Source organism: Algibacter sp., from assembly GCF_039977455.1.
Taxonomy (GTDB): domain Bacteria; phylum Bacteroidota; class Bacteroidia; order Flavobacteriales; family Flavobacteriaceae; genus Algibacter_B.
On sequence record NZ_JBDWDG010000016.1, the window covers coordinates 240,581 to 253,128 of the forward strand.

Genomic DNA, 12,548 nt, shown 5'->3' on the forward strand with positions numbered 1-12,548 from the left:
TAATTTAATTTAATATTTGTTCTAATATAGTTCTTGTAATTAAATAGGTTGGCCTAACTCCAGAAGTTCCTAAACCACCCGATGCTAATGTTGCCCCTGTTTCTAAAGGGTTATCACTAGCATAATACGCGTATCTAACTTTTACATCTGTACTTATGCTACCGCGTACTTTCGATGCCGCTTGAATCGCTTTTTGGTAATGGGCGCCTTCCATTTCTAAGCCAATGACATTCCAAGTTGAGTTGTAAAAGAATTTTAAAATATCTTTATTTTGAAGCGATGTACCTAAAACGGTAATCATAGCCCCTTCGTAAACATTAACGCCTTGTCCTTCTAGATCTTCTCTTTTTAATTCGTTTTTAAAAGGGTAATTATCGGCTGTACCTTCAAATATATGTGCCGATGGAATCATAATATCTCCTTTTCCACCTTCTAAAATACCTGCTTTACCCATTATAGAAACCGACTCCACATTTAAATGTGTTTTTTTGCCCTTTTGTTTATAGGGTTTTAACAACTCATCAATAGTCTCGTAAGCCTGTTCTCCAAAAGCATAATCCATAACCAATATAACAGGTTTTTTTTGTCTTAAACCTGCCTCGTCTATTTTTATATCTGCTCTTGACGTATCAAACTTAGCTGTATCAAATATTTGCACATCAATATTAGCTCCAGATGAATCTTTAATATAAATCATACCCTTCTGCAACGCTTCCTTTGTCACTTTATTACGAAGGTCATTATTATCTTTTTTACTTAAAGCCTCGTAAACTTGAAAAATATCCTTTTTAGCAACTATAGATTTTAATGCGCTTGGGGTAAAAAGGGTGTTCATAACACTGTGCATATTAGCACTAATGATATGAATAGGACGCTCTAACAAATTATTATTAGCCAAAATATCCTTTATGGTATCTGCCCAAATCTCGCCATGTATATGGTGCCCTATGCGCTCTCTTAAAACAGGGCTAAAAGTTACTGTACGTTTGTTATTATTTACTACTTCTTCGATAGCTAACTTACCTAACCAATATACAATATGCAATAAGCGTTCAGGTTGCGTTGGGGTTGCAAACTCATTATAAACACTAGTTAACTCGTTAAAGGTTCTCCCTAAAATATTAGCAATATGAGTAATAGTTACCTCGCGCTCCTCTAGTGTAAGTTTCTTTTTGGCTAATACTGCTTTTTCAAGTTTTATCCAATCTCTAGTTGTTGCTCCATCTTCATTAATTAATACACGTTTACTAATTTTATGAGACTCAACAAAAAGAAAAGTAAGGTGGGTTAAAATATCATAAATCTCAGATCGCCCACGGGTAATTTCAATGTTCATCTGTTCGTCATCTATTCGATAACAATTACGCCGTCGCTTTTCTGGAATTATAGGTTTAAAATGTGAGGTAGAGTAACCTTCATCGCTTGTTAAATTAATAAACATGCACTCCTCAATACCTTGAGGCAATCTATCTATTACATAAAGCAAGCCTTCTAATTCGGCTTTTTCATCACCAATAGACCCGTAAATTTCTGGTCGTAAAAGCAATAATGATTGTATTAAAGTTTCTCCAGAAATGCCCATCGGCTTATAAAAACCTCTATTAAACAGGTGGCGCATAGTGACATACATGCGCTCAATTGCATTCGAGCTTTCTTGAGCCCGGGTTCTAGCATGATGTTTTTTATTGCTCATAGTATAATTTGGTCGCGCAAATATAACACTATTTGTATTAATTTTTATACGCTAAAATTTATCCGCAATTTTGCGGTCGTTTGACAATCTTGGAAGTTTATTTTGTCCTCCCAACTTTCCTACAGACTTCATATAATCTTGAAATCCATCTTTTTTAACTTTTGTAATCTTTAACGGTTGTAAAACTTTACCTTGAATTAAATCAAAATAATATGAGTTTTGTTTTTGCAGAGAAGCATCTAGTTTTTTCGCTAAAGCGGACAAATCTTCTGGTTCATTTTCAAATTCTATAAACCATTCATGAAAAGGCAGTCCCTCTTTAGGATTTATTTGAGGCGCCACCGTAAACTCCGAAACTCTAATATTTGTTTCCGCTGTTGCTTCTTGCATCGCTTGTTCTACTTCTTTCCCAATAACATGTTCACCAAAAGCCGAAATAAAATGTTTAATTCTACCAGAAACAATTACACGATAAGGTTTAGTTGATGTAAACATAATGGTATCGCCAATGTTATAAGCCCATAAACCAGCATTTGTAGAAATTATCATTACATAATTTACTCCAACTTCAACATCTTTTATGGTAATTCGTTTAGGTTGGTCCTCAAAAAATTCATCGGCATTAATAAACTCGTAGAAAATGCCCGAATTAAGCTGAAGCAACATTCCTTTTTCCTTTTGTTTATCCTGAAATGCAAAAAAGCCTTCACTTGCCGGATACAGCTCTATACTGTCTACCTTTCGTCCTATTAAATTTTCGAATTTACTACGGTAAGGTTCATAATTAACTCCTCCAAAAATGAATAAATTGAAGTTTTTAAATATATCACCTACCTTTTTTCCTGTTTTTTCTTGAAGCCTTTCAAAATACATTTGTACCCAAGATGGAATTCCAGAAATTATAGTCATGTTTTCTGGTAAAGTTTCTTCAACTATAGCATCTACTTTTGTTTCCCAATCGTCAATACAATTGGTTTCCCAAGACGGCAATCTATTTTTTTGCAAATATTTAGGAACATAATGCGCCACAATACCAGATAAACGGCCCAATTGAATACCGTTTTGCTCATTTAATATTGGGCTACCTTGTAAAAAAATCATTTTACCGTCTACAAATTTAGCATTACCGGTTTCATGGATATACAATAAAATAGCATTTCTAGCTGCTTCAACATGACTTGGCATACTCTCTTTTGTAATAGGAATGTATTTTGAACCAGAAGTCGTACCAGATGTTTTAGCAAAGTATAAAGGCTTTCCTTTCCAAAGTATATCTTCTTTTCCTGCAACAACCTTTTCAACATAAGGCTTTAGTGCTTCGTAATCTCGAACAGGTACACGTTTAATAAAATCGTTATGATTATGAATATTTATAAAATCATGATCCTTTCCAAATTCGGTGTTTACAGCTTGTGTAATCAACTCCTGAAACACTTTTTCTTGTGTTTCAACAGGGTTATTCGCCCATTTTTGGACTTTCTTATAAATAAGCTTCGCAAAAGGTTTCGCTAAAACAGATTTTAATGATAGCATTTATTTTTAATGTGTTTTAAACCAGTTAATAATTAAATTATCGCTATTGTTTTTAACATTTTACAAGATATGATTTTAAGTCTTAAAATTTACTAGATTTTAGAGTCATTCAAAATCTATAAAATTTGTTGGGTTAATTGGGAACCCATCATTCCAAAGTTCGAAATGTAAATGCGGACCAGTAGACAATTCTCCTGTACTTCCCACAGTTGCAATAACCTCTCCAGATTTAACTAAATCACCCTGCGATTTAGTTAAAGAAGCATTGTGTTTATAAACAGAAATAAGGCCATGACTATGCTCAATGATAATAACATTACCTGTGTTTGCAGTCCACTCTGCAAAAATAACAATACCATCGGCAGCCGCTTTAACCGGTGTATCCTTGGCAACAACAACATCGATAGCATAGTGTTTCTCCTTTGCATTATAGGGCTCGCTAATTGTGCCACTTACAGGAGGAAATAATACAAAATTGGTGGTAGATGTTGCCGATTCAAATAAATTATACTTATCCTCTTTATCTACTTTTTCTCTTAGTAAGGAATCTTCTGCAATTGGATTTAAGTCGACCTCACTCACTTCTAATTTAACCGCTTGAATAATAGAATCTTTATTAAAATCTACGGTATTTACATCGCCTTTTAAAACCTTCTTTATAGATTCGTAATAGCGATCGTTTAAACGAATAACACGTTGCAAGGAATCGGTTTTATAACTTAATTCGGTAGCTTTCTTTTTTAATGCGGTTGATGAATAACCAGGAATATACTCACGAAGTGGCGTAAAGGCAATTAACAAATACGTTAATGTAATTAGAAAAATAGCCAATAAAGACATAAACACAAATACGTTTAATCGCGTTAACTTAAAGGATAAACGCTCTTCAAAAGTGTTCTCATTAAGTACCATTAAACGATACTTATCGAGTAATTTTCGTTTTATCCTTTTAGGTTTCTTTTTTTTGTCTGCCATGTTAAAACAAAAATAAATAAATTTATCACAAGACTTTACTATCAGTATGCTAAAGTTATGTTTAAAACGTTTTTATTGAACTTTAATTATTAACTTTGTACTTTAAAATCACTATTATGAACTTATACATGTTACCATTAGCAATAGGACCTTGGCAAATAGCATTAATTGTTCTAGCTGTTTTACTTTTATTTGGAGGTAAAAAGATACCAGAATTAATGCGTGGATTAGGTAGCGGAATTAAAGAATTTAAAGACGCTAGTAAAGAAGAAGAAACTACTGAAGATAAAAAAGGATAATTTAAAACGTATCTTAAAATAAAAAAACCAGCCTTTAGGGCTGGTTTTTTTATTTTATCACATCGTATATTACTATTCTATTTTTACCGATTTTATAACAGACTCCAGCTCTAGCATATAATTTCTTTTCTCTACCGATGGTGCAAAAATAAAGCCTTCAACTACAACCCATCTTTTATTCACCTTGTCTTCAATCATATAATTTATAAACGGGCCACCCATAAAGTCGTTTGTTAATTCCCATAATCCTTTAGTTACCAAAGCAGGTTTATTATCCAAAATAGTTTCCCCAAAAAATGGTGTGTAAGCCGACTCTGTTACCATAAAAGAACTTATCGTATCGCCATTGGCTTTTACTGTACCGTCTAATCGCCCTTTAAAATATGCTTGCCCTATAGAATCTCGAATCTTAATTATTTGCCCCACAGTGCTATCATTTCTTGATATAGCGTCTAAAGGCAGCTCATAAAGCATAATATGCGAATGTCCTGTGGTAATGTCTTTTCTAAACCAAAAGAATTTACCTTCTTGCTTTGCCTGTTCGTAAATTGAAGAAAACTTAACCGTTAAGCCTAACTTTTCCTTTATAGTGCCAAAACTATGTGGCGACTTTGCCATTTGGCGTTGCCTCTCATCCAACTCCGAATTTCTAAATGTTTCAATAATTTTGGCTTCATTGTCCTTAACCACTTCAATAATCTCTTCTTTCGTTTTACCAGAAACCACAATTACTTTTTGAGGTTTTGCATATACATCTTCAGAAAATGTTATGCCTGCTGGTTTATTGGTTTCAATTTTTAAAACCGTTCTGTTTTTAGTAACAAACCCCGAAAAAACAGATGGCGGAATTTGGCTTATTGTAAACATAGGCTCATCTTGCGGTAACCCATAAATTGGTTTTGCAAGTACATGCCTTATTGTCTCACCAACACGACCATCCCAATAATCGTTTTCTGTAACAACAGATACATTGTTAATGGCACCAGAAGCATCTGGCAAAAACTTTTCAGTTTTTTCTTTATTATCAACACAAGACATATAAAGTGTTAACGTAAGTAATGAAAATAGAAAATATCGCATAATATTTTTTAAGTTTATTTAAAATTTAAATCTTAGCTATTTTAAGAATCATTCCTGGTTTTAATTTATTACCACTAATACCATTCCAATCTTTAATATTTTGAACAGAAACTCCAGGAAATTTTTGAGATATACTCCATAAGGAGTCTCCGCCTTTAACTTTATAGTTAATAGTTTCGCCTTTAATAGGCACTGGTTTTACGGCCTCTTTCGCAGAAGACGTCGCATTTACATTAGGTTTACGGGGAAAAATAGTTAAACGCTGCCCTATTTTTAAATTGTTGCTTCGTAACCCATTCCATTTTTTAATGTCGCTAACCCTAACACCATATAATCTTGAAATTTTACCTAAATAATCACCAGATTTTACTCTGTATGTAGTCTTAGAATCTGCATTAGAAAATTTCGGCATTGGTTTTTCGCGTTTATCAAATTCTGCTTTAGCAAACGCATAGATTCTATCCTCGTTATTTACAAATGTACCAACCACATCTCGCGGTAATCGCAACACATAATTTTCACCCTTTATAAACGGAATTATATCTAACTTATAGGATGGATTTAAAAACTGAAGCTCTTCTATTGGCGTTCCAGTAGCCTCTGACACCTGGTCGAGAGTTATCATTTGCTTAACCCTAACCGTATCGGTTTCAAAGTATGCAAATTCGGGCTTATAATTTTTAAAACCATGTTCTTTAGCGTATTCAAAAATATACATATTAGCTAAAAATGCAGGCAAATACCCCGCTGTTTCCCGTGGTAAGTTATGACGAATATTCCAGTAATTTCTGTAACCACCAGAACGACGAATGGCCTTACCTACATTACCAGGACCAGAATTATAAGCCGCTAAAGCCAAATCCCAATCACCAAAAATTTTATATAAACGTGCTAAATACTTTGCTGCAGCTTCGGTCGATTTTATAGGGTCGCTACGTTCATCAACATAACTACTAACATCCAATCCATATTCTTTTCCGGTACCAAACATAAATTGCCATAATCCGGTGGCACCTACCCTCGATCGCGCTCTTGGTTTTAATGCCGATTCTACAATGGCTAGATATTTAACTTCTAATGGAATATCGTATAAATCTAATTCGCGCTCAAACATAGGGAAGTAAAACTGACTTAATGTTATAAGCTTTTGGATGGATTTACGCCTGTGTTTCAAATACGATTTAATAACACTTTCTAACGATGGGTTATACTCCACATTAAAAGGCGTTCTAGCATCCAATTCCTTTAAACGCGCCTTAAGTGTATCGGTATGTAATTCTGGGTAATCAACGAGCTTGAAATCAAGCTCTGTAACGGTTTTATAAATGGTGTCGTACAAGCGGTTGCTATACAACTCATCATACCAAGCTTCGTCTAACCTTAAAACGTATTCGTCGTCTTTTAAATTAGTTATAGATATGCTATCTATTGTAGCCTCAATAGTTTTTACCGTAAACGTATTGTCGGTAACAACAGAATCTTTCAGTATTACCGTTGCCCCCGAAATAGTATCTAAAACAGTGCTTTTCTGAAGAACTAAAGTATCTTTAATTTTAATATTCTGAATAGAAATTGTGTCTTGAGTTTGCGCAAAACAAGATGGAAAACAGAAAATATATACTACCACAAAAAATCGAAAAGCCATAAAATCTATTCATTAATGAATGATGTTATGGCTAAAATCGTATTTATTTTACTAAGAACAAAATATATTAAGACCTGCGAAGTTTTAAATCTACCGTAGGCCCGTAGTTTTATTCTAATATAGCAGCAATTCCAGGAAGTGTTTTTCCTTCTAAACTTTCTAACATAGCGCCACCACCTGTACTTACATAGCTCACTTTATTTTCGAAACCAAATTGCTTAACAGCCGCAACAGAATCGCCACCACCAACTAATGAAAACGCTCCGTTTTTAGTCGCTTCGGCAATCGAATTTCCTAATTCGATCGTGCCTTGAGCAAAACTTTCCATTTCAAAAACACCTAATGGTCCATTCCAAAGGATAGTTTTACATTGCATAACCACATCATGAAATAAGGCTCTAGATTTTGGCCCAGCATCTACACCTTCCCAACCATCAGGAATTGCATTAATATCAAGCGTTTGTGTATTAGCATCGTTACTAAAATCGTCTGCAGCAACAGTATCAACAGGTATATGAATTTGAACGTTTTTTTCTTTTGCTTGCTTTAAAATATCTAAAGCTAAAGGCATTTTATCGTCTTCGCAGATAGAATTTCCAATTTTTCCACCTTGTGCTTTTACAAACGTAAATGCCATACCACCACCAATAATTAAGTGATCGACCTTATCAAGTATGTTTTCAATAATCGTAATTTTAGAAGATACTTTAGCACCACCCAGAATAGCTAAAACAGGTTTTTCTCCAGTTTCCATTACCTTATTAATACTTTCAATTTCTTGAGCTAGTAAACTTCCAAAACATTTTTTGTTTTCGAAAAACTGAGCCACAATTGTAGTAGACGCATGCGCTCTGTGAGCTGTTCCAAAAGCATCATTTACATAAATATCTCCTAGCTTAGATAATTTTTCAGCAAAGTCTTTATCACCAGCAGTTTCTTCTTTGTAAAAACGTAAGTTTTCTAATAACAAAACTTCTCCTGGTTGTAAAGCTGCCGCTGCTTCTTCCGCTTTAGCCCCTATACAATCTGTAACAAACTTAACTTCAACACCTAAAACATCCGATACTTTAGCTGCTATATGCTTTAATGAAAACTCATCTTGAAATCCTTTAGGGCGCCCTAAATGCGACATTAAAATACAGCTTCCGCCATCTTCTAAAATTTTAATAATTGTAGGTTTTGCTGATACAATTCTAGTTGCATCGGTAACTTCAAATTTATCATTTAAAGGCACATTAAAATCTACTCGTATTAATGCTTTTTTATCTTCGAAATTAAAATCGTTAAGCGTTTTCATGTATATATGGTTTTATTTTTTAACTATTTGAAACACAAATGTAACTAATTAAAAAGCGATAAAAAATGACTTTTTTAACGAAAACGATATAGCTTGAAAAGATTTCATTAAAATTATTGACATTGGACTTTCACCTTTATCTTTCGTTTGGTTAAAACTTATTAATTACTCCAAAACAAATAAAGTTACTTAACTAAAGTTTTAAAACGTATTGGTTTGTCTTTTGGATTTGCAGAAAATTTCGACTATTTTAGTTAAGCTTTGGAAGTAAAATACACGCGCTGAACTTAATTCAGTATTGAAAACAATTTTTAAATCTTGAAACATCAGTATTCTCATTAAATGAAACTCGATTCTATTAATATTGCTCAGATAAATAAGGAAACAACCTTGAAGCATCACAATAATGATTTTGCTATTTGTTGGATAAAAAACGAGGTTCAAGGCATTGAAATAAACCGCGTTTTATATAAAAATATTTCGAATTCCATTTTCTTTCTTCACCCTAAATATGAATGGAAGATATTCAAAAAAAACGATTCTACTTCTTCTGGATATATTTTGTACGTAGCAAATGAGGTTTTAAATAACCCTATATTAAGCAACCTTCATATTAATGAAGTAAGGTTTTTAAATTCGGGCGAAATCCCGTTAATTAAATTAAGCCCAGGAATTGAAAAAAGAACACAAGCAATTTTGGAAATGATTGATGAGCTTTTAGGTTCTCACCTTAACCATAAAGACGATGCTATACTATCTCTATTAAACACATTTTTTGTTTACTGTGATGGACAATGCAATATTAAATCTATAGTTTCAAACAATAACTCCAAAACTAACATCGTCTATAATTTCAAAAAACTAGTTGACAAACACGTATTAAAAAATCATGAAGTAACCTACTATGCAAACCTTCTTAACGTATCTCCAAAATACTTGAATGAATGTGTACAAGAAGTATTGAATGTAAGTTCAAAAAGTATCATTATCGAACAATTACTCATGAGATCTAGACATGAATTAAAATTTTCAAACAAATCCATAAAAGAAATAGGTTTTGAATTAGGCTTTTCTTCTCCTGACTATTTTAGTTACTTTTTTAAAACCCATACAGGAGTTACACCGACAGCCCTAAGAATAAAATAAATTAACTTTTCCAAAAATCTAAGAATTTACCGTGATTTTCACATTGTAACAACCTAACTTATAAGGTATTTTGCAATAAAACTTAATCATGGATAGAAAACAATTTATACAAACTTCAGGAATTGGTTTAGGAAGTGCATTCATCCCCGGAATACTTCGAGGCCAAAACTCAAAAACCGATAAGGTTCACTCAAAAAATATTCAACCAAAAATCATTAAAGATTCAGAAGGCGATGTTTTAAATGTAATTGGGGATATCCAAACTCATAAACTGATTGGTAGTGAAACGGGAAACCAGCTAGTTGAATGGGTAGACAATGTTGAACCAGGAGTTGGAATTCCTCCACACATTCACACCAAAGAAGATGAAATATTTAGAGTAATTAAAGGTCAGGTTGAAATCATGATTGATGGAAAAAGCACCATTTTAAATGAAGGAGACGTAGCTTTTGCACCAAAAGAAATACCTCACTCGTGGAAAGTTGTTGGATCAGAAAAAGCTAAAATGATTACGTCTGCTTTCCCTGCTGGAATAGAACACATGTTTACAGAATTATCAAAACTACCAGCAGGTCCACCTAATTTTGAAAAGGTTTCTGAAATTTGTGCAAAACACGGTATTAGGTTTATCTAACCATTAAACACAATCTAAAAACTTAATCCTCAGAGTGTTATATACATTATTTTCAAAAAAACACATGTGAAATTTCCTTGTATTCTTTTCATTTTTCTAAATGATTACTATAACAAAACAACCTACCGAATATCAACGATAAACGAAACTTGTACCAAAAATAAAACCGCTTCAGTATTAAAACCAAACCCTGCAAACAACCGCAATAGCGATTGCAGTGAAGCAGTTATGTGCATGAATCCATTAATGAGTAATAGAGAAGCATGAATAAAAGCCAACAGCCCGACCAAGGTACTTCGCATACTTATAGGCAAAACCCTATTTCTAGTGGTAATGTCAATACAAAAATCTATAAAATTTTACTGGTTTGTTAATGTTTAACATCTGATAAAATTCATTTACTTTTGCCTTTATGCTTTTTAAAGATATTTTAGGACAAGATCATATTAAAAACCACCTCACGCAGAGTGTTGATAACGGCAGATTGCCACATGCCCAATTGTTTGTTGGTAAAGAAGGCTCTGGCACTTTACCCATGGCACTAGCCTATGCGCAGTACATTTTATGTTCAAATTCTGGTGGTGAAAATACTACCGGAAACGAATCTTGTAATTTAAAGTTTAATAACTTTTCGCACCCCGATTTGCATTTTGCTTTTCCGGTAACTACTAGCGATAAGGTTAAAAGCAAACCGGTGTCTAGTTTCTACATGGAAGAGTGGCGCCAGCTTTTAGACCAACAACCTTACGGAAACCTTTTTGACTGGTATAAATTACTTGGTGTTGATAATAAACAGGGGCAAATTGGTGTTGAGGAAGCGCATGAAATCGTAAAATCACTTACACTAAAATCATACGAAGGCGGCTATAAGGTGATGCTCATTTGGATGGCCGAAAAAATGAATACTTCTTGTGCCAATAAACTTTTAAAACTAATTGAAGAGCCACCAAATAAAACTATCTTTTTACTTATTGCAGAAGACGAAGAGCAAATAATAAACACCATTAAATCGCGTTGCCAGATATTACATTTTCCGCCGTTGGCTGAAGATGTTATTAAAACAGCTTTAATTAAAGAATACAATCTAAATGCAAGTGATGCCACAAAGATTGCACATCAGTCGAACGGAAATTATAATAAAGCTTGCGATTTGGTGTATCAGGATACCGAAGACGCACAATTTGAAACTTGGTTTATTTTCTGGATTCGTAGCGCTTTTAAAGCCAAAGGCAATAAGGCAGCCATACACGATTTAATTTCTTGGAGCGAGGATATTGCTAGAACAGGACGAGAAACCCAAAAGCAGTTTTTAAACTTTTGTATAGACTTTTTTCGTCAGGCTTTATTGATGAATTATAACGCCACAGATTTGGTGTTTTTTGAACCTAAAACCGAGAAGTTTAAGCTTGAAAATTTTGCGCCTTTTGTGCACGGCAATAACATTATGGATATTAGCAACGAACTACAAGATGCTATTTACCATATTGAACGTAATGGAAATTCTAAAATTATATTGACCGATTTATCTATTAAATTAACTAGGTTATTACATAAGAAACCGGAGTAAACAAAAAGCCCTATTAAATAATTTAATAGGGCTTTTTGTTATTTGTTAGTCTTAATACACTACTCTTTTTTATAATCTGCATTTAACGCTTCTAATATAGTTTGTGTTAAATCACTTTCCTCAGCACCATACATTACTGTAGCTGCAGCATCACTAGTTCCTAAGATGTAGTTATAACCATTCTTTTTTCCGTAATCTTTTACAAAATCTTTTACATGAACAATAACCGAATCAATTTCTTCTTGAAATTCTTTGGTTAATTGCTGTTGCTCCATTTGCATTTGCTGTTGCAATTGTTGTTGCTTTTGTTGTAAGCCGCCCATTAATTCTTCAGCTTTCTTTCTATTACTTCTAGCTAAACGTTGTGCTTCCGCTTGTCCCTTTTGCGCTTCTGCTTGAAAGGCTTGACTAATACTATCTGCTCTTTTTCTAAAAGCATCATCTTTTATCTGAAATGCTGCTTCTACATCTTTCTTTTCTTGAAAATCGTTAATTAAAGTTCCGTTATCTATAAAGGCAATTTTATTTGGTTTTTCACAAGATGCTAAAACAAGCATCGCTAAGGCAACATAAATTATGTTTTTCATTTTCTTATTAAATTAGTTAATTGTTGGTTAATTTTAAATCCGAACAAATGTAATAAAGTAGCTTTTAAAATAAAGCGAATTTATTTTCAATT

Annotated in this window: 11 protein-coding genes; 4 read left to right on the top strand and 7 right to left on the bottom strand. The window is 33.3% G+C overall.

Features of this window, described 5'->3' with window-relative positions; all coding sequences use genetic code 11:
* Positions 1 to 4 precede the first annotated feature (4 nt).
* From ABJM36_RS07080 to ABJM36_RS07090, 3 genes are all read right to left on the bottom strand, one after another.
* Positions 5 to 1,693: a hypothetical protein gene (locus ABJM36_RS07080; RefSeq protein WP_348450621.1), complete on the bottom strand. Its 1,689-nt coding sequence runs from the start codon at positions 1,691 to 1,693 to the stop codon at positions 5 to 7.
* A gap of 51 nt (positions 1,694 to 1,744) precedes the next feature.
* Positions 1,745 to 3,226, bottom strand: coding sequence for a GH3 auxin-responsive promoter family protein (locus ABJM36_RS07085; RefSeq protein ID WP_348450623.1), 1,482 nt, complete (start codon positions 3,224 to 3,226; stop codon positions 1,745 to 1,747).
* A gap of 105 nt (positions 3,227 to 3,331) precedes the next feature.
* Positions 3,332 to 4,201, bottom strand: coding sequence for a M23 family metallopeptidase (locus ABJM36_RS07090; RefSeq protein WP_348450625.1), 870 nt, complete (start codon positions 4,199 to 4,201; stop codon positions 3,332 to 3,334).
* 116 nt (positions 4,202 to 4,317) lie between these two features.
* Here ABJM36_RS07090 and ABJM36_RS07095 point away from each other — a divergent pair, with 116 nt between their 5' ends.
* Positions 4,318 to 4,500 (top strand): twin-arginine translocase TatA/TatE family subunit, encoded by a 183-nt coding sequence (locus ABJM36_RS07095; RefSeq protein ID WP_092849366.1) that lies wholly within the window; start codon positions 4,318 to 4,320, stop codon positions 4,498 to 4,500.
* Between the two features lie 72 nt (positions 4,501 to 4,572).
* On the opposite strand, the gene ABJM36_RS07100 is transcribed toward ABJM36_RS07095, so the two are convergent.
* From ABJM36_RS07100 to ABJM36_RS07110, 3 genes are all read right to left on the bottom strand, one after another.
* Entirely contained in the window at positions 4,573 to 5,580 is a 1,008-nt protein-coding gene (locus tag ABJM36_RS07100) for a DUF4837 family protein (protein WP_348450627.1), read from the bottom strand.
* A gap of 25 nt (positions 5,581 to 5,605) precedes the next feature.
* Positions 5,606 to 7,225 (bottom strand): LysM peptidoglycan-binding domain-containing protein, encoded by a 1,620-nt coding sequence (locus ABJM36_RS07105; protein WP_348450629.1) that lies wholly within the window; start codon positions 7,223 to 7,225, stop codon positions 5,606 to 5,608.
* A gap of 109 nt (positions 7,226 to 7,334) precedes the next feature.
* Positions 7,335 to 8,522, bottom strand: a complete 1,188-nt coding sequence (locus ABJM36_RS07110; RefSeq protein ID WP_348450631.1) for a phosphoglycerate kinase — start codon at positions 8,520 to 8,522, stop codon at positions 7,335 to 7,337.
* A gap of 342 nt (positions 8,523 to 8,864) precedes the next feature.
* Between ABJM36_RS07110 and ABJM36_RS07115 the strand changes: the two genes are divergently transcribed.
* The 3 genes from ABJM36_RS07115 (at position 8,865) to ABJM36_RS07125 (ending at position 11,869) form a co-directional block, all read left to right on the top strand.
* A complete protein-coding gene (locus ABJM36_RS07115) occupies positions 8,865 to 9,668 on the top strand; it encodes a helix-turn-helix domain-containing protein (RefSeq protein ID WP_348450633.1) in 804 nt (267 codons plus the stop codon).
* 88 nt (positions 9,669 to 9,756) lie between these two features.
* Complete coding sequence (locus ABJM36_RS07120) at positions 9,757 to 10,302, top strand: cupin domain-containing protein (protein ID WP_348450635.1); 546 nt, start codon at positions 9,757 to 9,759, stop codon at positions 10,300 to 10,302.
* 412 nt (positions 10,303 to 10,714) lie between these two features.
* Positions 10,715 to 11,869, top strand: a complete 1,155-nt coding sequence (locus ABJM36_RS07125) for a DNA polymerase III subunit delta' (RefSeq protein ID WP_348450637.1) — start codon at positions 10,715 to 10,717, stop codon at positions 11,867 to 11,869.
* 59 nt (positions 11,870 to 11,928) lie between these two features.
* Here the strand turns inward: ABJM36_RS07125 and ABJM36_RS07130 are convergent, their stop codons facing one another.
* The gene (locus ABJM36_RS07130; RefSeq protein ID WP_348450639.1) at positions 11,929 to 12,456 is read right to left on the bottom strand and encodes an OmpH family outer membrane protein; all 528 of its coding nucleotides are present in this window, start codon (positions 12,454 to 12,456) and stop codon (positions 11,929 to 11,931) included.
* Between the last annotated feature and the right edge of the window lie 92 nt (positions 12,457 to 12,548).

What these genes read in the sequence shown, in the direction of transcription:
- ABJM36_RS07115 (WP_348450633.1), top strand. Translation starts at nt 8,865, where the DNA reads ATGAAACTCGATTCTATTAATATTGCTCAGATAAATAAGGAAACAACC.
- ABJM36_RS07130 (WP_348450639.1), bottom strand. Translation starts at nt 12,456, where the DNA reads ATGAAAAACATAATTTATGTTGCCTTAGCGATGCTTGTTTTAGCATCT.
- ABJM36_RS07085 (WP_348450623.1), bottom strand. Translation starts at nt 3,226, where the DNA reads ATGCTATCATTAAAATCTGTTTTAGCGAAACCTTTTGCGAAGCTTATT.
- ABJM36_RS07120 (WP_348450635.1), top strand. Translation starts at nt 9,757, where the DNA reads ATGGATAGAAAACAATTTATACAAACTTCAGGAATTGGTTTAGGAAGT.
- ABJM36_RS07110 (WP_348450631.1), bottom strand. Translation starts at nt 8,522, where the DNA reads ATGAAAACGCTTAACGATTTTAATTTCGAAGATAAAAAAGCATTAATA.
- ABJM36_RS07125 (WP_348450637.1), top strand. Translation starts at nt 10,715, where the DNA reads ATGCTTTTTAAAGATATTTTAGGACAAGATCATATTAAAAACCACCTC.
- ABJM36_RS07095 (WP_092849366.1), top strand. Translation starts at nt 4,318, where the DNA reads ATGAACTTATACATGTTACCATTAGCAATAGGACCTTGGCAAATAGCA.
- ABJM36_RS07100 (WP_348450627.1), bottom strand. Translation starts at nt 5,580, where the DNA reads ATGCGATATTTTCTATTTTCATTACTTACGTTAACACTTTATATGTCT.
- ABJM36_RS07080 (WP_348450621.1), bottom strand. Translation starts at nt 1,693, where the DNA reads ATGAGCAATAAAAAACATCATGCTAGAACCCGGGCTCAAGAAAGCTCG.
- ABJM36_RS07090 (WP_348450625.1), bottom strand. Translation starts at nt 4,201, where the DNA reads ATGGCAGACAAAAAAAAGAAACCTAAAAGGATAAAACGAAAATTACTC.
- ABJM36_RS07105 (WP_348450629.1), bottom strand. Translation starts at nt 7,225, where the DNA reads ATGGCTTTTCGATTTTTTGTGGTAGTATATATTTTCTGTTTTCCATCT.